Below are 22176 nucleotides of genomic sequence, written 5' to 3'. Positions count from 1 at the left end.
GTATCAGGACTCCCGGCTACGAGCACACATCATCGTCGCTTCGCAAACAACTTTGCCGTCAACCAGCGCTACGCCTTTGAAGCGAGTCAGGCCACGACGCGTTTTTTCAAAAGTGACTTCCATGATCATCTGATCACCAGGCACGACAGGGCGCTTAAAGCGCGCTTCATCAATACCCGCGAAGTAATACAGCTCACCTGGCTCCAGTTTACCGACGCTTTTAAACGCCAGAATACCGGTAGCCTGAGCCATCGCTTCCAGAATCAACACACCCGGGAAGATAGGCTTACCAGGGAAGTGCCCCTGGAAGAACGGCTCGTTCACGGAAACATTTTTCACTGCGCGCAGAAAACGACCTTCTTCAAAATCCAGCACACGGTCTACCAGCAGAAACGGGTAGCGGTGCGGCAGAAGTTCTAAAATCTCTTCAATATGCAGAGTATGAGTGTCAGTAGTCAAAATACTCTTCCTGTCAAAATGTACTGATAACAATAATAACACGGCCTGCCGGTTTATTAGAAAGCCGACAGGCCGGGAAAAATAGCGTTAAACGGATGACGCTTAATCTTGTTGATCGATCTTACGCTCAAGAGACTTGAGGCGCTTGTTCATATCATCAATGTTCATCACCAGAGCTGCTGTTTTACGCCATACCTTGTTGGGTTGTAGCGGAATGCCCGAGGAATAAACGCCAGGTTCAGTGATAGGACGCATCACCATGCCCATTCCCGTCACAGTGACCTTGTCGCATATTTCCATATGGCCATTAATCACGCTCGCGCCGCCAATCATGCAATAACGGCCAATTTTCAGGCTGCCTGCCATGATGACGCCACCCGCAACCGCGGTATTGTCGCCAATCACAACGTTATGCGCAATCTGGCACTGGTTATCGATGATAACACCATTGCCAATGATCGTGTCGTCAAGCGCGCCACGGTCAATGGTGGTACAGGCGCCGATCTCTACGCGATCGCCAATAATAACGCGACCAAGCTGCGGGATCTTAACCCAGTTACCGCGATCGTTAGCGTAACCAAAGCCATCAGAACCAATCACGGTGCTGGACTGGACGAGGCAATTTTCGCCAATTTCAACGTCATGATAAACGGACACGTTGGCCCATAAACGGGTCCCGGCGCCGATTTTCGTATTTTTCCCAACGAAGCAACCTGGGCCAATGACGACGTTATCGCCCAGCACAACGCCGGATTCGATAACCGCATTCGCGCCAACGGCGACGTTGTTACCCAGCCTGGCCGTCGCATCAATCGCTGCACTGGCAGCAATGTTCTGGGCCGGCTGCGGCGTAGTATCGAGAATTTGAGCCATGCGTGCATACGTCAGGTAGGGGTTTTTCACTACCAGCGCGCTTACAGTGGCAAATGGAAGATCGTCCTGCGTCAGTACAACAGCTGACGCCTGGCATTGAGCCAGTTGCTCACGGTACTTAGGGCTTACCATGAAGGTAATCGTGCCAGCTTTAGCAGATTGCATGGACGCAACAGCGGTGATGACGATATCGCCATCACCGTGTAATTCTGCATCCAACTGCTGAGCTAAATCAGCCAGTCGAATTGAAGGCATTACTTATTTAACCTGTTTCAGAACATCAGCAGTGATGTCTTTAACATCTTTGCTGTTGAAAGCAACGGCGTTCGCATCAACAACCAGATCGATGCTCTGATCGGCAGCCACTGCTTTAACAGCGGTCTGAATGCGAGTCACCAGCTTGCCGCGTTCTTCGTTAGAACGACGCTGACGATCCTGCTCGAAAGCCTGCGCTTTCTGGGAGAACGTCTGGCGCTGAGCCATTACGTCTTTTTCCAGCTTGCTGCGGTCGCTTGCCTTCATGGTAGAACCATCACGCTGCAGACGCTGCATTTTGGACTGAAGATCGTTTTCCATACCCTGCAGTTCGCTTGCACGGCCTTTGAATTCGTTTTCCAGAGTCGCAGAAACACCCGTTTTCTGTGCAACCTGCTGGAACAAATTACCCATGTTGACGATTGCAATTTTGTCTGCTGCCTGAGCAGAAGTTGCCATCGCTAAACCGAGACCTGCAGCTAATAACCACTTTTTCACAATTAACTCCTTACCATCCCATTGGCACCAGAAGGTACCGTTCTTTGCGTGGCAAGGCGACCGTATTACCGATCGCCAGTTGTCAGCGCTACACTGCCAACGCATTCCTTTGCAGCGGATTATTACCAGGTTTTACCAATGTTAAACTGGAATTGCTCCGCTTTGTCTCCATCGTATTTCTTAAACGGCTGGGCGTAAGAGAAGACCAACGGCCCCAGCGGTGACATCCATTGTAATGCGATACCGGCAGACATGCGAATATTGCTCGGATCGCTGTAGTCAGGTATGCCTTCTGCGCGCATCTGGGCTGTATTCTGCCAGTTGGTATCCCACACGGTACCCGCATCCCAGAAGAAGGACGTACGGACCGAGTTCGCGTATTTATCACTGATAAACGGCGTTGGCGTGATGAACTCCAGGCTGGCAACGGCCATAGCGTTACCGCCCACCGCGTCATTGGAACCACAGACTTCGGAAGAGGAAGACTTATTACAGTTATCTTTGTCGTTTCCGCCGTAGTAAACCGCTTTCGGACCAATGTTGTTGGACTGGAAACCACGAACGGTGCTGGAGCCACCCGCATAGAAGTTTTCATAGAACGGCAGCTCTTTGCCACCCAGGCCATCGCCATAGCCCCAACGGGTACGACCCAGTACCACCCACTTATGATCGTCATCGATCGGGAAGTAGGATGCGGTATCCAGCGTGACCTTATAGAACTCGTTATCGGAACCTGGAACTGTAACTTTACCGTTCAGGTTGACGCGAGAACCTTCCGTTGGGAAGTAACCGCGGTCGAGACGGTTATAGGTCCAACCGTAGTTAAAGGTGAAGTCATCCGCCGCGAAGCCATTGTCATGACCAGTTTTGCTGGTTGACTGGCCGATAGAGTCCAGATAACGCCACATCGCCACCTGAGGTTGCATGTTGGACAGGTCGTTATGCACGTAACCTAAGCCCGCACGCAGGGTGTTGTATTCGTTAACCGGGAAGCCAAGCGTACCGTCTACACCGTAACTCTTGTTGGTGTAAGAAGACAGATCCGCGTCGTCTGCTTTAAAGTCGTTATAGAAAATACGACCGCCCAGGCTCACACCGTCTACGGTGAAGTATGGGTTAGTCACAGAGAACTCAGAGTAGGTCTGGTAGTCGTTTTTGGTGCCGTTAATACCGACAGAGTAACCTGTACCCAGCCAGTTATCCTGCTGCACGCCGACCTGGAAGCTGACGCCGCTTTCAGTACCGTAGCCCACACCGAAGTTGAAGCTACCGGTGTTGCGCTCTTTCACTTTATAAACGACATCAACCTGATCCGGGCTGCCCGGTACGCGCTGGGTATCGGTATCCACCGTTTCAAAATAACCCAGACGGTTCAGACGCTCTTTACCCTGATCAACGAGGTCGCTACCCAACCATGCGCCTTCCATCTGACGCATTTCGCGACGCAGAACGGAATCTTTGGAGGTGTCGTTACCGACGAAGCGGATCTTACGCACGTAGAAACGGTTGCCCGCATCAACATTTACATGCAGCTTAACGGTTTTATCCGCGTCATTGATTTCAGGCTGAGTCTGTACGCGCGGATAGGCATAACCATAGCGGCCGAGCAGCTTCTTAATGCTGTCTTCCATTTTGGTTACTTTGGAACCGCTATACAGGTCGCCTGGCTGAATTTTGGTCAGCGATTCGATTTCAGCAGAATGCCCCGCCAGATTACCACTCACTTCAACACCAGAAAGCTTGTACTGCTCGCCTTCAGTGATGTTAACCGTAATGTAGATACCTTTCTTGTCCGGAGTCAGACTGACCTGAGTCGAGTCGATGTTGAAACGCGCATAGCCACGATCGAGATAGTAGCTGCGCAGGGTTTCAAGGTCGCCCGCCAGTTTCTGTTTCTGGTATTTGCGATCGCCTACCACGTTCCACCATGGCACTTCATCGCGCAGCTGGAAGGTGGAGATCAGTTCGTCGGTGCTGAACGCATGGTTGCCGACAATGTTGATCTGCTGGATCTTCGCAGAAACACCTTCCTGGAAGACCAGCTTCAGGTCAACACGGTTACGTGGCAGCGGAGTAACAACCGCTTTCACGCTGGCGCTGTATTTACCGACGCTGTAGTAGAAGTCTTCCAGACCTTTTTCAATGTCTGAAAGGGTTGTGCGGTCCAGAGATTCACCCACACGAACACCCGATGCTTCAAGGTTTTGCTTGAGCATGTCATCTTTCACCGACTTGTTACCGGAGAAAGTGATACTGGCGATCGTTGGACGTTCTTTTACCTGTACCAGCAGCGTATCACCATCGCGCAGGACGCGAACGTCCTCAAAGTTGCCGGTGGCAAACAGAGCACGGATGGTGTTACTGATATCATCATCATTAACCGTATCGCCGGGGCGTACAGGCATACTGAGGAGGGCCGCACCAACGGCGACACGCTGGAGGCCTTCGAAATGAATGTCTTTCACTACGAACCCGTCAGCACCGTATACGGTGGCGCTGCTAAACAGCAGCGACGCTATGAGCAACTTTTTCATCGCCATCGTTATTATGCGTTCTTCCTAACACTCTCTTACAACCGAGAGAAATCATTGAAAAGTGCAAGCCCCATTAACAGCACCAGCAGAATCGAGCCAATGCGATAACTAAAGTCTTGAACTCGCTCGGATACCGGTCCGCCTTTTAGCTTTTCAATCGCTAAAAACAGCAGATGACCCCCGTCTAAAACGGGAAGCGGGAACAGGTTGATTATCCCAAGGTTCACGCTAATGAGCGCGAGGAACATGAGATAGTAAATCACCCCGAATTCCGCTGACATCCCAGCCCCCTGAGCAATCGAAATTGGCCCACTGAGGTTGTTCAGTTTCACATCACCGGTTATCAATTTCCCCAACATGTTGACCGTCAGCTTCATCAGTTGCCATGTTTTATCCGTGGCTTCAAGGATGGCGCTGAACGGCCCATACTGGCGTATTGTCTTGTACTCATCTGGCAGCGGGATCACTTTTGGCACAACGCCTGCAAACCCTTCTGCCTTTTTGCCGACCGACTTCGTATCCGGAATCAGCGTCAGCGAAAGCGGACTACCCTGCCTTTCAACTTCCAGCGCGAGAGACGTTCCCGGATTATCGCGCACCAGAGTAACAAAGGTCATCCACTCTGTTAATGGTTGACCATCGACTTTAACGATCCTGTCGCCCGCTTGCAAACCCGCTTTGCTCGCTGCCGAATTTGCCTGTACTTCGGCTAATACCGGCTCGATCTGCGGGCCGCGCGGACGAATGCCCAGCGCAGCGACGGGATCCTCTTTGTCTGGCTCGAAACGCCAGTGGCGTAAATCAAGTACTTTGTCCTGACGCGTATCAGAACCAAACGGCGATACGCTGATGGTGGTCTGCGGATCGCCAATTTTGGCTACCAGCTGCAGTCGCACGGCATCCCAATCAGGGGTTTCGATGCCATCAATCGCTTTAAGTTCCATACCGGATGTAATTTGCACACTCGCCGCGATGGAGTTGGGGGCAATTTCACCCACCACAGGACGTACGCCAGGGACGCCGATGATAAACACCAGCCAGTACGCAAAAATCGCAAAGATGAAGTTGGCTACCGGTCCGGCAGCAATGATGGCGGCGCGTTGTCCAACGGTTTTATTGTTGAATGCGCTGTGTCGCAGCTCAGGAGCGACAGGCTCGACGCGTTCGTCGAGCATTTTGACGTAGCCGCCCAGCGGAATAAGGGCGATGACAAATTCTGTGCCATGACGGTCTGTGCGCGTCCAGAGTGATTTACCAAAACCGATGGAAAACCGCTCTACGCGCACGCCACAGCGGCGAGCAACCCAGAAATGGCCAAATTCATGCACGGTAATCAGTACACCCAGTGCAACAATGAACGCCGCCAGATTCCAGAGAATGCTCAGCATAAAACCTTCCGTTAAATCGTCCCGAATACCAGTAAAAGCAAACACGCAAACACTGGAACAGCCGCTGTCAGGCTATCAATGCGATCCAGTATACCGCCATGCCCTGGAATCAGGTGTCCGCTATCCTTAATCCCTGCTTCGCGCTTAAACATACTTTCGGTCAAATCACCGAGCACGGAGGCAAGCGCAGCAAAAATCGAGCACACCAGCAGTATTGACGGTGCCACTTCAAGATTCGCCCAGACGCCGTAGCCCCAGGAGATGATTGCTGCCGTAAACAGGCCGCCGATGAATCCTTGCCAGGTTTTGCCCGGAGAAACCTTCGGTGCCAGCTTATGTTTGCCAAACAGTTTACCAAACATATAGGCCCCGGAGTCAGCACCCCAGACCAGAATCATTACATAAAGCAGCCAGATCGCACCGCTGTAGTGGTTTTCGTCGTAGTGCCAGGCTCGCAGCGCAACCATACCCCAGAAAAAAGGAATAATTGTGAGCAAACCAAAAATCAGTCGCAGCACTTTTGAATTACGCCATAATGCCGCAGAACCTGGATAAAAAAGAACCAGCAACAGCGCGGCAACCCACCAGGCCAACGATATCCACAAGGAACCGGCAACCAGTGGCTGATGAATATCATGGTGATATTCAGGCAACGTAAACAGCATTATGGCCAGGATAAAGCCACAAAGTACCGCAAGCCATACTCGCTGAGTGCGCGAGGTAAAGCCGCTAAACTGTCCCCATTCCCACGCGGCGAGCATACACACCACCAGCGTGACAATAGCGAATCCCACCGGGGGCAGTAAAAACAGCGCCGCAATGACAATGGGTATTAATACAAAAGCGGAAATCAGGCGATACTTCAGCAAAAGCTACCCCCATCAGGCTTTGTCGCCACCAGGCTCGGTGCCGCCGAAACGACGCTCTCGATTGGCAAAGGCATGCAGCGCACCTTCAAAGTCTTGTTCATCGAAATCGGGCCAAAGAACATCCGTAAAGTAAAGTTCGGCATAGGCAATTTGCCATATCAAAAAGTTACTTATGCGATGTTCCCCCCCTGTCCTAATTACCAAATCCACGGGAGCCTGTTCATTCATGCAGATTTGCTTGCTCAGCGCCTCTTCATCAATTTGGTCGGGTCTCAACAGCCCTTCCTGAACCTGTTCGGCTAGATGCCGAACGCCCTGGATAATATCCCAGCGTCCGCCGTAATTCGCCGCAATATTCAGCGTAAGACCGGTATTATTTTCCGTCAGCGCTTCTGCTTTACGAATCCGTTCCTGCAAACGTGAGTTAAAACGACTGGTATCGCCAATGATACGCAGGCGGACGTTGTGGCGGTGCAGGCTTTTTACTTCGCTGTCTAGCGCCCACACAAACAATTCCATCAACGCAGTCACTTCCTGCAGAGGCCGATTCCAGTTTTCACTGCTAAAAGCATAGAGCGTTAACGCATCAATGCCGTTGTTGGCGGCAAAAGAAACGGCGCGGCGAACGGATTTCGCCCCCGCTTTATGCCCAAAGGCTCGTATCTTCCCTTGTCTTTTCGCCCAGCGGCCATTGCCATCCATAATGATTGCTACATGACGGCAGCCATGAGCTGGCAAATTTTCGCTTATTGGTTGATTCGCAGACAACATAACGCGTTTTTTGTCCCTGAAAAGGATTTAACGGTACTCAGGAATACTGAAGCCTATACATAAAAAAGCCGTGTCAAACCACGGCTCACCTGACCACATTAAGTCAAATACCTGCGATCAGGTGGCGCAGACTATATCACTGAAGCCCAACGCTAACAAATAGCACGACGACTAGTGCTTGCTTTATCACCAGCTTGCGAGACGTGTCACCTGTTGGCGCGCAATATTACGCGCAGCTGCATCCACCGCCAGCACCTCTTCCACGCTTTGTGGTTCGCGCAAATCCATCATCTCCAGTACCGATAAATTTAACGACGCGATATCGGTAAAACGAATTTGCTGATTCAGAAATGCCTCAACGGTAATTTCATTGGCTGCATTCAGTGCCGTTGTCGCCGCCTGCCCCTGGTCAAAGGCAGTCATCGCAAGCTTCAGACAAGGATAGCGATCGTAATCTGGTTCACTGAACGTCAGGGAACTTAGCTTGCAGAAATCAAGCGGCTTCACGCCGGATTTCACTCGATTTGGCCACGCCATTGAATGGGCAATCGGCGTACGCATGTCCGGCTCGCCCAACTGCGCCAGCACGCTGCCATCCTGATAACGCACCATCGAATGAATGACCGATTGCGGGTGAATCAGTACTTCCATCTGTTTCGCTGACGCATTAAACAACCAGCGCGCTTCAATGTATTCCAGACCTTTGTTCATCATGGTGGCAGAGTCAACGGAGATTTTACGCCCCATCGACCAGTTCGGATGACGGCACGCCTGATCCGGCGTCATGGCGCGCAGTTCAGACAGTGGCGTTTCACGGAACGGGCCACCAGACCCGGTAAGCAGAATCGACACTACGCCATTCTGCTCCAGGTCAGCGTACCCCAGGTTCTGTTGAAAAGGTTGCGGTAAACTCTGAAAAATCGCGTTGTGCTCGCTGTCGACCGGTAGAAGACGCGCGCCGCGCTGCTTCACCGCGTCCATAAACAGGCGTCCGCAGGTGACTAGCGACTCTTTATTGGCCAGCAGAACGTCCTTACCGGCATCAATCGCGGCAAGCGTCGGCAATAATCCTGCCGCCCCGACGATAGCAGCCATCACCTGATCCACCTCATCCAGCGCCGCCATCTCGCAGGCCGCCTGTTGGCCACTCAGCACCTCGGTTCGACTGCCCTTTTCACGCAACTGTGCTTTCAGCAGGCGTGCGCTCTCTTCGTCATCCATCACCGCATAGCGGGGCGCAAACTCCAGGCACTGTTCGACCATTCGCTGCACATTCTTACCGGCCACCAGCGCTGTCACGGTGTAAAGTTCAGGATTATGGCGAACGACGTCGAGAGTGCTGCAACCGATAGAGCCGGTTGAGCCGAGGAGTGTTAAATGCTTCATGAGATGCCCGAAAAAAGTTAGACCAGATAAAAGCAAAACGCCGCCAGCAAGACCCGAAGTCCCTCTGAACGGCGTTTATCAGTGTACGACAGAAATCAGAACTGCATCAGTTCCGCTTCTTTATCTGCCAGCGCCGCATCAATTTTCTTGATGGCAGCGTCGGTCATTTTCTGAATGTCGTCCTGAGAACGACGATCGTCATCTTCACTGATCTCTTTTTCTTTCAGCAGCGCTTTTACTTTATCGTTCGCGTCGCGACGGACGTTACGCACGGATACACGACCCTGCTCAGCTTCGCCACGAACCACTTTGATCAGATCTTTACGACGCTCTTCGGTCAGCGGTGGCAGTGGAACGCGGATGTCAGCACCCGCAGAGCTTGGGTTCAGACCAAGGTCAGACGCCATGATCGCTTTCTCAACCGCCGGGCCCATAGAACGATCGAACACGTTGATTTTCAGCGTACGGGTATCTTCTACCGTTACGCTCGCCAGCTGACGCAGAGGAGTTGGCGTACCGTAGTACTCAACAATGATGCCATCCAGCAGGCTTGGAGAAGCACGGCCAGTACGGATTTTGCTGATTTGGGTTTTGAACGCTTCTACGCATTTTTCCATGCGTACTTCAGCATCTTTTCTGATGTCGTTAATCACGTTACGAATCCTTGAAAACTTGTCTCAGGCAGACTATCCGCCAGCACAGCGCTACAGGTGTGCTAAGTATAGTCGCGTTTAATTCATGACAACGCCAAAGGCGTGCCCGGGTAAGATACCACTACAAAATAAAGCGGAATCTTACCTGTATTTATCGTCGACGGAAATTATTCCGTGATCAAAGTGCCTTCTTTTTCGCCCATGACCACGCGACGCAGTGCGCCTGGTTTGTTCATGTTGAAGACACGGATCGGCAGTTTGTGGTCGCGAGCAAGCGTGAAGGCGGCAAGATCCATCACTTTCAGCTCTTTATCCAGCACTTCGCTGTAGCTCAGCTGATCGTACATGGTGGCAGAAGGATCTTTTGCCGGGTCGGCAGTAAACACGCCGTCAACTTTGGTCGCTTTCAGTACCACATCGGCTTCGATCTCGATACCGCGCAGACAGGCAGCGGAATCGGTCGTAAAGAACGGGTTACCCGTACCGGCGGAGAGGATCACCACACGGTTGTTGCGCAGCAGGCTGATGGCTTCTGCCCAGCTGTAATTATCGCATACGCCATTCAGTGGAATAGCGGACATCAGGCGGGCGTTCACATAGGCGCGATGGAGCGCATCACGCATCGCCAGGCCATTCATCACGGTTGCCAGCATACCCATGTGGTCGCCCACAACGCGGTTCATCCCCGCTTTCGCCAGACCAGCACCACGGAAAAGGTTGCCACCGCCAATGACCACGCCAACCTGGATACCCAGTTCGACCAGTTCTTTGATTTCCTGTGCCATGCGATCAAGGATGCTTGCGTCAATACCGAAGCCTTCCGATCCCTGCAGCGCTTCGCCACTCAGCTTAAGCAGAATGCGTTTGTACACGGGTTTTGCATTGGTAGCCATGTTTCTTTCCTGAGACTGTCAACGATTAAGATGGGGGTTAATTCTGGCGACATGATATGCCGCAAATCAGTACAGCGATACTGGAGCCTGTCTGATTTCCTGTGACGGGTGACAAAAAGAAGCCGCCCTCAGGCGGCTCCTTTTCAATCATTAAGACTGCTTGGACATTGCAGCAACTTCTGCTGCGAAGTCAGTCTCAACTTTCTCGATGCCTTCGCCCACTTCGAAGCGGATGAAGCCAGTTACGTCAGCGTTGTGCTCTTTCAGCAGCTGAGCAACAGACTTGCTTGGGTCCATTACGAATGGCTGGCCAGTCAGAGAAACTTCACCGGTGAATTTCTTCATGCGGCCTTCAACCATTTTCTCTGCGATTTCTTTTGGTTTACCAGACTGCATCGCGATGTCCAGCTGAACCTGGTACTCTTTCTCAACCACTTCAGCAGACACGTCTTCTGGCTTAACGAATTCTGGCTTGCTTGCAGCGATGTGCATTGCCAGCTGTTTAACCAGCTCTTCGTCAGCGCCTTTAGCCGCAACCAGAACACCGATACGTGCACCGTGCTGGTAAGAGCCCAGAACGTCACCTTCCAGAGAAGATACGCGACGGATGTTGATGTTCTCACCGATTTTAGCAACCAGCGCAACACGTTCTTCTTCGAACTGTGCTTTCAGAACTTCAACGTCAGTGATTTTACCAGCAACAGCTGCGTCCAGAACTTTGTTAGCAAATGCCTGGAAACCGCCATCTTTAGCAACGAAGTCAGTCTGGCAGTTAACTTCCAGAATGATGCCGTAGTTGCCGTCGATCTTAGTGATGATCACGCCGTCAGCAGCAACGTTGCCTGCTTTTTTAGCTGCTTTGATCGCACCGGATTTACGCATGTTTTCGATTGCCAGCTCGATGTCGCCGTTCGCTTCAGTCAGCGCTTTTTTGCAATCCATCATGCCTGCGCCAGTACGTTCGCGCAGCTCTTTTACCAGGGATGCGGTAATTTCAGCCATTCTTAAATCCTCGGGAGATGTGAACTGCCCGGCCGGGGGCCAAACAGTGTAAATTGAAAAAAGGGGCCGGTAATGGGCCCCTATTCATACACGGTACTAATAAGGGGTAAAACCTTATTATTCAGCTTCTACGAAGCTTTCTTCCGCCTGAGAAGCCAGATCCTGGGAACGGCCTTCACGAACGGTAGCAGCTACAGCGCTCAGGTACAGGCTAACAGCACGGATTGCGTCGTCGTTACCCGGGATAACGAAGTCAACACCGTCCGGATCGGAGTTGGTATCAACGATAGCGAATACCGGGATACCCAGGTTGTTAGCTTCTTTGATAGCGATGTGCTCGTGGTCTGCATCGATTACGAACAGCGCGTCTGGCAGGCCGCCCATATCTTTGATACCGCCCAGGCTGTTTTCCAGCTTGTCCAGTTCACGAGTGCGCATCAGCGCTTCTTTCTTAGTCAGCTTGTCGAAAGTACCGTCCTGAGACTGGGTTTCCAGATCTTTCAGGCGCTTGATGGACTGACGAACAGTTTTCCAGTTGGTCAGCATGCCGCCCAACCAGCGATGGTTCACGAAGAACTGGTCGCAGCTGTTAGCAGCATCTTTCACAGCTTCGCTTGCAGCGCGCTTAGTACCAACGAACAGAATCTTACCTTTACGGGAAGAGATCTTGTTCAGCTCAGCCAGGGCTTCGTTGAACATTGGTACAGTTTTCTCAAGGTTGATGATGTGAACTTTGTTACGCGCGCCGAAGATGAAAGGCTTCATTTTCGGGTTCCAGTAACGGGTCTGGTGACCAAAGTGAACACCAGCCTTGAGCATGTCGCGCATGGAAACAGTTGCCATGTTTAAAACCTCTATATTGAAAGTTGGGGTTATGCCTCCACGTATCCCATATTACCGACCCCGAAGGGCACCCCGGAATATGTGCCGATACGTGTGTGTTGTTACACAAAGTGAGATTTGTCGCTTCCGTCCAGCCTGTGTATCTGAGATGGATCGGAAGTCCGGCGCGCTTTATACCACAAAACACGACCAGAAACCAACAGTTGTTGGCGGAGTGTGCTGTTAATGATTCTCAATTTGGCACGGAGCGTGCCTGACTGATACCATTGACGACACTTAGACTAGTATTGTCGAAAAAATCGACACCGATGGACAGATTACATGGCTATCTCTATTAAGACACCTGAAGAAATTGAAAAGATGCGCGTCGCCGGTCGTCTGGCCGCGGAAGTGCTGGAAATGATCGAGCCGTTCGTGAAGCCGGGCGTCAGCACCGGTGAACTGGACCGTATCTGTAACGACTATATCGTGAACGAGCAGCACGCGGTTTCCGCCTGCCTCGGCTACCACGGTTTCCCGAAATCCGTCTGCATCTCTATTAATGAAGTGGTGTGTCACGGTATTCCGGACGATGAAAAACTGCTGAAAGACGGCGACATCGTTAACATCGACGTGACCGTCATTAAAGACGAGTACCACGGTGACACCTCAAAAATGTTCATCGTTGGCAAGCCGACTATTCTTGGCGAGCGTCTGTGCAAAGTGACGCAAGAGAGCCTCTATCTGGCGCTGAAAATGGTTAAACCGGGTATTCGCCTGCGTACCATCGGTGCGGCAATCCAGAAGTTTGTGGAAGCAGAAGGTTTCTCCGTGGTTCGCGAGTACTGCGGTCACGGCATTGGTCGCGTCTTCCATGAAGAGCCGCAGGTTCTGCACTATGATGCAGACGACGGCGGCGTGGTGCTGCAAAAAGGCATGACCTTTACCATTGAGCCGATGGTCAACGCGGGTGATTACCGCATCCGTACCATGAAAGACGGCTGGACGGTGAAAACCAAAGACAGAAGCTTGTCTGCACAGTACGAGCATACTATTGTGGTAACAGACAACGGCTGCGAAATTATGACGTTGCGCAAGGATGACACCATCCCGGCGATACTGACGCACGACGAATGATAAAAAAGCCGGCAAATGCCGGCTTTTTTAATGGCTATAGCTTTTTCTTATGGGTGGCGCACGATGAGTAATCTTTTACCCGAACAGTATGCTAACACAGCACTTCCCACCCTCCCCGACCAGCCCGATAACCCGGGCGTCTGGCCGTCGCACGAGCTGACCTGTGCCGGCATCAAGGCGCACATGGATGTCTTTCACCGCTGGCTGGGCAGCGCATTTGATGCGGGCATATCGGCAGAACAGCTGATTGAGGCGCGCACCGAATTTATCGACCAGCTGCTGCAGCGCCTGTGGATCGATTATGGGTTTGGGCAAATCAGCGATGTTGCGCTGGTTGCCGTCGGGGGCTACGGCCGCGGTGAGCTGCATCCGCTTTCCGATATCGATCTGCTGATCTTGAGCCGCAAAAAGCTGCCGGACGAACAGGCGCAAAAAATTGGCGAACTGCTGACGCTGCTTTGGGACGTGAAGCTGGAGGTGGGCCACAGCGTGCGCACCCTGGAAGAGTGTCTGCTGGAAGGGTTATCGGACCTGACCGTCGCCACCAACCTGATTGAAACCCGCCTGCTGATTGGTGACGTTGCCCTGTTCCTGGAGCTGCAAAAACACATCTTCAGCGACGGCTTCTGGCCGTCAGAAAAGTTCTTCGCCGCGAAGGTCGAGGAGCAAAACCAGCGCCACCAGCGCTATCACGGCACCAGCTATAATCTTGAACCCGATATAAAAAGCAGCCCCGGCGGCCTGCGCGACATCCACACTTTACAGTGGGTCGCCCGCCGCCATTTTGGCGCCACCTCGATGGACGAGATGGTCGGCTTCGGCTTTTTAACCGAGGCCGAGCGTAACGAACTAAACGAGTGCCTGCACCTGCTCTGGCGCATCCGCTTTGCCCTGCATCTGGAAGTTACGCGCTACGATAACCGTCTGCTGTTTGACCGCCAGCTCAGCGTGGCTCAGCGCCTGAATTACCAGGGCGAAGGTAACGAGCCGGTTGAGCAGATGATGAAGGATTTCTTCCGCGTCACCCGCCGGGTGACCGAGCTGAACCAGATGCTGTTGCAGCTGTTCGACGAGGCCATTCTGGCCCTGACGGCCGACGAAAAGCCGCGCCCGATTGATGACGAATTCCAGCTGCGCGGCACGCTTATCGATCTGCGCGACGAAACGCTGTTTATTCGCGAGCCGGAAGCGATCCTGCGGATGTTCTATACCATGGTGCGCAACAGCACCATTACAGGTATCTACTCCACCACCCTGCGCCATCTGCGCCATGCGCGCCGTCATCTGACGCAGCCGCTGTGCTATATCCCGGAAGCGCGTTCGCTGTTCCTGAGCATGCTCCGCCACCCGGGTGCCGTCAGCCGCGGCCTGCTGCCGATGCACCGTCACAGCGTGCTGTGGGCCTATATGCCGCAGTGGTCGCACATCGTCGGGCAGATGCAGTTCGATCTGTTCCACGCCTACACGGTGGATGAACACACCATCCGCGTGATGCTCAAGCTGGAGAGCTTTGCGAAAGAAGAGACGCGCTCCCGCCACCCGCTGTGCGTGGAGCTGTGGCCGCGCCTGACCCATCCGGAACTGATCCTGATTGCCGCCCTGTTCCACGATATCGCCAAAGGTCGCGGCGGTGACCATTCGGTGCTGGGCGCGCAGGACGTACTGAAATTTGCCGAACTGCACGGCCTGAACTCACGTGAAACGCAGCTGGTGGCCTGGCTGGTGCGCCATCACCTGCTGATGTCGGTCACCGCGCAGCGCCGAGACATTCAGGACCCGGAAGTCATTAAGCAGTTCGCCGAAGAGGTTCAGACTGAAAACCGTCTGCGCTATCTGGTCTGCCTGACGGTGGCCGATATCTGCGCCACCAACGAGACCCTGTGGAACAGCTGGAAGCAGAGCCTGCTGCGCGAGCTGTACTTCGCCACAGAAAAACAGCTGCGTCGCGGGATGCAGAACACGCCGGACATGCGCGAGCGCGTGCGTCACCACCAGCTTCAGGCGCTGGCGCTGCTGCGGATGGATAACATTGATGAAGAGGCGCTACATCAGATTTGGGCCCGCTGCCGCGCCAACTATTTTGTCCGCCACAGCCCAAACCAGCTGGCGTGGCACGCGCGGCACCTGCTCAAGCACGATCTGTCCCAGCCGATGATCCTGCTAAGCCCGCAGGCCACGCGCGGCGGAACGGAGATTTTCATCTGGAGCCCGGACCGGCCTTATCTGTTTGCTGCCGTCTGCGCCGAGCTGGACAGACGTAACCTGAGCGTTCACGACGCGCAGATTTTCACCACCCGCGACGGCATGGCCATGGACACCTTTATCGTGCTTGAGCCGGACGGCAGCCCGCTCTCGGCGGACAGGCATGAAGGGATACGTTTTGGCCTGGAGCAGGCGATTACCCAGCGCAGCTGGCAGCCTCCACAGCCGCGTCGCCAGCCTGCGAAATTGCGCCACTTTACCGTCGATACCGAGGTCAATTTCCTGCCGACTCACACCGACCGAAAATCGTTCCTGGAGCTGATCGCGCTCGACCAGCCAGGGCTGCTTGCCCGCGTCGGCCAGGTTTTTGCCGATCTGGGAATTTCGCTTCATGGGGCCCGAATTACAACCATTGGCGAGCGAGTAGAAGATTTATTTATAATCGCCACCGCCGACAGGCGTGCCCTTAATAATGACCTGCAGCTTGAAGTGCAACAACGGTTGACAGCAGCCCTCAATCCAAACGATAAAGGGTGATATGTTTTTTAGTGAAATGGAAAGAGTAAACAATGCAGCAGTTACAGAACGTTATTGAGTCCGCTTTTGAGCGTCGCGCCGAGATTACCCCGGCAAATGTGGATACCGTGACCCGTGAAGCGGTAAACCAGGTGATTTCCCTTCTGGATTCCGGCGCGCTGCGCGTGGCAGAAAAAATCGACGGTCAGTGGGTCACTCATCAATGGCTGAAGAAAGCCGTGCTGCTCTCTTTCCGCATCAACGATAACAAGGTTATCGACGGAGCTGAAAGCCGCTACTTCGATAAAGTGCCAATGAAATTCGCTGACTACGACGAAGCGCGTTTCCAGAAAGAAGGTTTCCGCGTGGTACCGCCTGCAGCAGTACGTCAGGGCGCATTCATCGCACGCAATACCGTGCTGATGCCATCCTACGTGAACATCGGTGCCTACGTTGACGAAGGCACGATGGTTGACACATGGGCGACCGTCGGTTCCTGCGCGCAGATCGGTAAAAACGTTCACCTGTCCGGCGGCGTGGGCATCGGTGGCGTTCTGGAACCACTGCAGGCTAACCCGACCATCATCGAAGACAACTGCTTCATCGGCGCGCGCTCTGAAGTGGTAGAAGGCGTGATCGTTGAAGAAGGCTCCGTGATCTCCATGGGCGTTTACATCGGTCAGAGCACCCGTATTTATGACCGTGAAACCGGCGAAGTTCACTACGGTCGCGTTCCGGCTGGCTCCGTGGTGGTTTCCGGTAACCTGCCGTCAAAAGATGGCAAATACAGCCTCTACTGTGCGGTTATCGTGAAGAAAGTGGATGCGAAAACGCGCGGTAAAGTGGGCATCAATGAATTGCTGCGCACCATCGATTAATCGGGTATAACAAAAAGCGGGGGCAACCCCGCTTTTTTTATATCTGAGGGTGGCGAAAATAGATTTTTTCGTTAATTATTCAAAGGTTATGTTGAGATCAAGGGTACCGCTATGTACGATAATCTGAAAAGTCTGGGCATTACCAATCCTGATGAAATTGATCGTTACAGCCTCCGCCAGGAAGCCAACAACGATATTTTGAAAATCTATTTTCACAAGGACAAAGGAGAGTTTTTCGCCAAAAGCGTGAAGTTTAAATACCCACGCCAGCGTAAAACCGTTGTTGCTGACGGCGTAGGTCAGGGATACAAAGAAGTACAGGAAATCAGCCCTAACCTGCGCTATGTGATCGATGAACTCGATCAGATCTGCCAGCGCGACCGCACCGAAGTCGATCTCAAGCGTAAGATCCTTGACGATCTGCGTCACCTTGAAAGCGTTGTGACTAACAAGATCAGCGAGATTGAAGCGGATCTTGAGAAATTAACCCGGAAATAAAAGCAAAACGGCAATCCTTGATTGCCGTTTTTAGTGTTTGCGCCCTCTCCCCGTGGGAGAGGGATGGGGTGAGGGCACCAGACCACACTCAGTCATCTCTGTTCGTCCAGCTGCAGCGCCACATACAGCAGCAGCCTGTCGTCGAAATTCCCCAGGTCCAGCCCCGTCAGCTCCGAAATCCGGTTTAACCGATACTCCAGTGTATTGCGGTGAATAAACAGCGCCTTCGAGGTCGCCAGCGGCTGCACGTTATGGCGGAACCATGCCTGCAGCGTCCGGCGCAGCAGGCCGTTGTTGTCCATGGCTTTCAGACGCGCTAATGGCCGCGCCAGCTCATTGGCCTGCCAGCCCCCGCGCAGGCTGTCGAGCAGCACCGGCAGCATCAGATCCTGATAGAAATAACTGCGGCTCTCCGGCATCCGCTGCTTGCCCACCATCATGGTGGTTCGCGCGGTACGCCAGGAGCGGGCGATACTGCCCGGCCCGGTAAAGTAGTTGCCCAGCGCAACGCGAAAACGCAGCTGACCATTCTCCTTCATCCGGGAGATCAGCAGCTCCACGCGACGACGATGATCGTCCGCATCCCAGCGGCCAAACGCATTGAGCGCCGGTTTGAGCACCACCATTTCCGTCAGAGAAACGATCGCCACCAGGTTATCGCGCTCCGGCGTCGCCAGCGCATTTTGCAGCTGCTGCAGCTCGGCCATCGCGCTGTCCACGCCAAGCTGGCCGCTATCGACCTCAATCACCGCCACCACGCGCGGCTGGTTTAGATCGATCCCCAGACGCTGGGCCCATTCACTCAGTGCAGGCGTATGCTCTTCCGCCTGAATAAGGTTCATCACCAGCTCTTCGCGCAGGCGGCTGTCCTGAGCGAGCAGGTGCATCAGGCGCGACTGTTCCAGCATCATCTCTGCCGTCATGCAGACCAGCTCACCGTATTTTCGCAGCGACTCCGGCTCGCCGGTCAGGCCAATAACGCCGACTATCTCCCCTTCCAGACGCAGTGGTAAGTTGATCCCCTGACGGACGCCGTGCAGGTGTTTCGCTACCGCATCGTCGATATCCACTACCCGCCCCTGAGAAAGCACGAGCAGCGCACCTTCGTGCAATTCCCCAATACGCTCGCGATCGCCGCTGCCGATAATGCGCCCGCGAGCATCCATCACGTTGATATTGGTATCGATGATGCGCATGGTGCGCGCCACGATATCCTGCGCCATTTTGGTATCAAGATGCCAGCCAGCCATAGAACCCTCCCGTGAGCAGAGCTCAAGCATAGGGAAGTTCAGCGACGGCTGCATTGTGCGAATGCACAAAGAGAGAGGGAGAAGTATGGAGTTGTGGTTACAGTCACAGAAACGAGAAAGCCCCTGCGAACAGGGGCTTCAGAGGATTACTGCATCAGCAGATAAAGAGAGGTATCACCACGCTGGATATTCAGCGCCAGCACGGAAGGCTTGCTGTCGAGAATTTTGCGCAGTTCAGCGATGTTTTTAACCGGCTGCTGGTTAGCGCCCATGATCACATCGCCTTTTTTCAGGCCGATACGGGCTGCCGGTGAATTTGCTTTCACGTTATTCACCACCACGCCTTTGTCTGCGCCTTTATTGCTCATCTCGGCACCTTCAATCCCGCTGAAGATGGTGCTGGAATCCACCTGATTCTGGCTGCTCTGCTGCAGCTCAAGGCTCACGTTAACCGGCTTACCGTCGCGCAGCAGGCCGAGGGTCACTTTGCTGCCAATCGGCATTGAGCCCACTTCGGCACGCAGGGCGGCAAAGCTGCTGATCGGCTTACCGTTCAGGGAGGTGATCACATCCCCTGCTTTAATGCCCGCTTTCGCCGCAGAGGAATTCGGCATCACCTGGCTGACGAATGCCCCGCGCTGAGCGTCAACTTTCATTGCCTTCGCCAGTTCGGAGTTCAGCTCCGTACCGAGGATACCCAGCTCGCCGCGTTTCACCTGGCCATACTGAACCATCTGCGCGGTCAGGTTTTTCACCATGTTACTTGGGATAGCAAAGCCGATCCCAATGTTGCCGCCGTCCGGAGCCAGGATCGCGGTGTTGATACCGATCAGCTCACCGTTCAGGTTCACCAGCGCACCGCCGGAGTTACCGCGGTTGATCGCTGCATCCGTCTGGATGAAGTTTTCGTAGTTTTCCGCGTTAAGGCCGCTACGACCCAGCGCAGAGACGATACCGGATGTCACGGTTTCACCCAGGCCGAACGGGTTACCGATCGCCACGGTGTAGTCACCCACGCGCAGCGCGTCGGAGTCGGCAATTTTAATTGCCGTCAGGTTTTTCGGATCCTGAATCTGGATCAGAGCGATGTCGGAGCGCGGGTCTTTGCCGACCACTTTGGCGTCAAACTTACGGCCATCGCTCAGCTGAACCTTAATGCTGTTAGCGTTATCGACAACGTGGTTGTTGGTAACGACGTAGCCTTTCGCTGCATCAATGATTACCCCCGAGCCAAGCGCCATGAATTTCTGCTGCTGACCGCCGCCCTGGCTGTCATCCCCTGCACCGCCGCCCTGACAGAAAGGAGAGCTCTGGAATGGCGAACCGTCCTGGCAGAACGGCGAATTGTCGCCGAAGAACTGCTGGAAGTTACGCGGCATACGCGGCGTATTGACGGTCGTGCTGCCCTCAACGTTAATACTCACCACCGATGGCATCACTTTTTCGAGCATCGGTGCCAGGCTTGGCATCTGCTGCGCGGTTGCTGCCGACGACGCAGTCTCGGCTGCAGTAGCAGTCAGAGGAGACAGCGCTAAACCTAAACTCAGAGCCAGTGCACTCATTGCTAATGTGGTTTTTTTCATGTTTCTCAATCTCGATTTACAGGTAACGCAAAATTGCTGTGTAACTCAGATTCGTTTTATACCGCTTAGTTCCGGCGATAAGTTTATGGAAAAGGTAAAAATTTATTGGCCGTCTTTACAAAACTCCGGGATTATTCCACCGCCATCAGCTTGCGGTATTCATCCCAGGCATACAAATCCGTCATGCCGCTGATATAGTCCTGGATAAGACGACAGCGATAATAATATTCCATCACCGGCCATTCGGGAGAGTTGCGTTCCAGCTTGCCAATCGCTTCGACATACGCCAGACGATGCCGGGTAGAGAGTTTTTGATAAAGCCGCGATTCGATGGGTATTCTGCGCACGCGCTCGTGTTCCACCAGCTCGCTGAATTCGTCGACCGAAAGCTGGAGCAATGGGGAATAAATTTCCAGTAACCCACTGATTACCCGATAGCCCTGCAGCTCTAGCTGCTCGACATCCGGATGGCTGAATACATGCCGCATCGCAACATGTTTATAAAGCTCAAGGAGCTGGCTGAAACTGCTGTCATCTTCCAGCAGCGCGTGGTTGAATTCACCGCTGAAAATCAGCGGCAAATTATCAATAAAGCGCGACGCCGCGTATGGCACCAGTTTATTTAATGTATTGACCCGCAAATACATAAAGAACTGGTCTTCCGTACTGCGGCTTAATGTATTTGAGCGCGATTTTTCCCAGGCATTTTCGACAACCTGCGCAAACAGCGAACCTTTTTCATGAGTACCCCAGGCCGCATAAAGATGCTGATAAAGCTCCTCGACGCTGAAGATTCTTTTCTCAACGGCATCTTCAAGATCGGCCACGCAATAGGAGATATCATCTGCGGCTTCCATAATCCAGGTCAATGGGAAGCGGCCGTTTGGCGTCAATGAAAGTTCTTTACGTAACCGTTCAATATAGGCCTCTTCGGAAAGGTAATAGCCCGGTTTTTTCATTAAATAACTGTGGGACGCGGGCGTCTCCCCCATCCACCACGCGGGGCGGGTATATTTCAGAATGCAGCCGACCTGTGCCCAGGTCAGGTTCATACGCATCAGTGAATGGACCAGCCGGATGCCCTGGGCATTACCCTCGAAATGACAGAGATCCTGGCGCACTTTACGCCGCAGATCGTTCAACCCCTCTTCACCTTCACGCAGGCGGAGATCGCGTACGATGCAGCGGTCATCACTGAGAGGCTGACTGACCGCATCCGAGGGGTAAAGCCGTTGTTTAAACCAGTCATTAATTGCCGCCTCACCAAAGTGACCGAAAGGCGGATTGCCGATGTCATGCATCAGACAGGCCATCTCAACGATGCTCTCGAAGGGTCCCGTCAGTTCGTCCAGACCATAGGTTTCCAGCAAACGCTGCTCTTTGAGACGGCTCAAAACCTCCTTGGCAATGTAGCGCCCGACCTGCTGCACCTCCATGGAGTGGGTTAAACGCGTGCGCACCGCGGCGTTACGTTCCAGCGGAAAGACCTGGGTCTTTTGCTGCAGACGGCGGATGGCGGGCGAGTTAATGATCCGCCCGCGATCGCTTTCAAAGATACGCAGGATCTCATGTTCGCTCTTGTCGCCCTGCGGCGAACGGAAACGTCGGTGCCAGTTAATTTTGGTGCGAAAATCGATTGGTGACATGTGCTCCCCCGCGTGAGAATGCGTTTCCCCTTAACCGCATGATAGACTATGCATCTTAACAAG

General features: G+C 53.4%; 19 protein-coding genes. 4 read left to right on the top strand and 15 right to left on the bottom strand.

Features of this window, described 5'->3' with window-relative positions; all coding sequences use genetic code 11:
- Positions 1–3: 3 nt before the first annotated feature.
- The 12 genes from fabZ to rpsB all read right to left on the bottom strand — a co-directional run bounded on the left by fabZ (position 4) and on the right by rpsB (position 12424).
- A complete protein-coding gene (gene fabZ, locus UR504_RS15715; RefSeq protein ID WP_010426706.1) occupies positions 4–459 on the bottom strand; it encodes a 3-hydroxyacyl-ACP dehydratase FabZ in 456 nt (151 codons plus the stop codon).
- A 102-nt stretch (positions 460–561) separates the two neighbouring features.
- Positions 562–1587, bottom strand: a complete 1026-nt coding sequence (lpxD, locus tag UR504_RS15710; RefSeq protein ID WP_111963991.1) for a UDP-3-O-(3-hydroxymyristoyl)glucosamine N-acyltransferase — start codon at positions 1585–1587, stop codon at positions 562–564.
- Positions 1588–1590: 3 nt separating this feature from the next.
- Positions 1591–2085: a molecular chaperone Skp gene (skp, locus tag UR504_RS15705; RefSeq protein ID WP_045907838.1), complete on the bottom strand. Its 495-nt coding sequence runs from the start codon at positions 2083–2085 to the stop codon at positions 1591–1593.
- Positions 2086–2207: 122 nt separating this feature from the next.
- On the bottom strand, positions 2208–4625 hold the full coding sequence (gene bamA / locus UR504_RS15700) for an outer membrane protein assembly factor BamA (protein WP_115876403.1): 2418 nt from the start codon (positions 4623–4625) through the stop codon (positions 2208–2210).
- Positions 4626–4654: 29 nt separating this feature from the next.
- Positions 4655–6007, bottom strand: coding sequence for a sigma E protease regulator RseP (gene rseP / locus UR504_RS15695; protein WP_302235848.1), 1353 nt, complete (start codon positions 6005–6007; stop codon positions 4655–4657).
- An 11-nt stretch (positions 6008–6018) separates the two neighbouring features.
- Entirely contained in the window at positions 6019–6876 is an 858-nt protein-coding gene (gene cdsA, locus UR504_RS15690; RefSeq protein WP_023310457.1) for a phosphatidate cytidylyltransferase, read from the bottom strand.
- A 12-nt stretch (positions 6877–6888) separates the two neighbouring features.
- A complete protein-coding gene (ispU, locus tag UR504_RS15685; protein ID WP_024907522.1) occupies positions 6889–7647 on the bottom strand; it encodes a (2E,6E)-farnesyl-diphosphate-specific ditrans,polycis-undecaprenyl-diphosphate synthase in 759 nt (252 codons plus the stop codon).
- Between the two features lie 186 nt (positions 7648–7833).
- On the bottom strand, positions 7834–9033 hold the full coding sequence (ispC, locus tag UR504_RS15680; RefSeq protein WP_302235846.1) for a 1-deoxy-D-xylulose-5-phosphate reductoisomerase: 1200 nt from the start codon (positions 9031–9033) through the stop codon (positions 7834–7836).
- Positions 9034–9128: 95 nt separating this feature from the next.
- On the bottom strand, positions 9129–9686 hold the full coding sequence (frr, locus tag UR504_RS15675) for a ribosome recycling factor (protein WP_008501909.1): 558 nt from the start codon (positions 9684–9686) through the stop codon (positions 9129–9131).
- A 167-nt stretch (positions 9687–9853) separates the two neighbouring features.
- A complete protein-coding gene (pyrH, locus tag UR504_RS15670) occupies positions 9854–10579 on the bottom strand; it encodes a UMP kinase (protein ID WP_008501910.1) in 726 nt (241 codons plus the stop codon).
- A gap of 150 nt (positions 10580–10729) precedes the next feature.
- Positions 10730–11581, bottom strand: coding sequence for a translation elongation factor Ts (tsf, locus tag UR504_RS15665; protein ID WP_014882627.1), 852 nt, complete (start codon positions 11579–11581; stop codon positions 10730–10732).
- A 117-nt stretch (positions 11582–11698) separates the two neighbouring features.
- Complete coding sequence (rpsB, locus tag UR504_RS15660) at positions 11699–12424, bottom strand: 30S ribosomal protein S2 (protein ID WP_003856207.1); 726 nt, start codon at positions 12422–12424, stop codon at positions 11699–11701.
- A gap of 321 nt (positions 12425–12745) precedes the next feature.
- Between rpsB and map the strand changes: the two genes are divergently transcribed.
- The 4 genes from map to UR504_RS15640 all read left to right on the top strand — a co-directional run bounded on the left by map (position 12746) and on the right by UR504_RS15640 (position 17634).
- Positions 12746–13540 (top strand): type I methionyl aminopeptidase, encoded by a 795-nt coding sequence (gene map / locus UR504_RS15655; protein ID WP_023310454.1) that lies wholly within the window; start codon positions 12746–12748, stop codon positions 13538–13540.
- A gap of 63 nt (positions 13541–13603) precedes the next feature.
- Positions 13604–16279 carry a bifunctional uridylyltransferase/uridylyl-removing protein GlnD gene (gene glnD, locus UR504_RS15650; protein WP_274242095.1) on the top strand — a complete coding sequence of 892 codons (2676 nt, stop codon included), beginning with the start codon at positions 13604–13606 and terminating at the stop codon, positions 16277–16279.
- Positions 16280–16311: 32 nt separating this feature from the next.
- Positions 16312–17136, top strand: coding sequence for a 2,3,4,5-tetrahydropyridine-2,6-dicarboxylate N-succinyltransferase (gene dapD, locus UR504_RS15645; protein WP_115876406.1), 825 nt, complete (start codon positions 16312–16314; stop codon positions 17134–17136).
- 111 nt (positions 17137–17247) lie between these two features.
- Positions 17248–17634, top strand: coding sequence for a DUF3461 family protein (locus UR504_RS15640; RefSeq protein WP_014168696.1), 387 nt, complete (start codon positions 17248–17250; stop codon positions 17632–17634).
- Between the two features lie 92 nt (positions 17635–17726).
- Here UR504_RS15640 and cdaR read toward each other — a convergent pair whose 3' ends face one another.
- The 3 genes from cdaR to dgt form a co-directional block, all read right to left on the bottom strand.
- Positions 17727–18884, bottom strand: coding sequence for a DNA-binding transcriptional regulator CdaR (gene cdaR, locus UR504_RS15635; RefSeq protein WP_045327810.1), 1158 nt, complete (start codon positions 18882–18884; stop codon positions 17727–17729).
- Positions 18885–19030: 146 nt separating this feature from the next.
- On the bottom strand, positions 19031–20467 hold the full coding sequence (gene degP, locus UR504_RS15630; protein ID WP_024907518.1) for a serine endoprotease DegP: 1437 nt from the start codon (positions 20465–20467) through the stop codon (positions 19031–19033).
- Positions 20468–20598: 131 nt separating this feature from the next.
- Complete coding sequence (gene dgt, locus UR504_RS15625) at positions 20599–22113, bottom strand: dGTPase (protein ID WP_302235840.1); 1515 nt, start codon at positions 22111–22113, stop codon at positions 20599–20601.
- Between the last annotated feature and the right edge of the window lie 63 nt (positions 22114–22176).

It is taken from the genome of Enterobacter sp. 241F3 (genome assembly GCF_034106785.1).
GTDB lineage: Bacteria > Pseudomonadota > Gammaproteobacteria > Enterobacterales > Enterobacteriaceae > Enterobacter > Enterobacter vonholyi.
The sequence above is the reverse complement of the archived record's forward strand: the minus strand, read 5'-3'. Positions and strand labels throughout refer to the sequence as shown.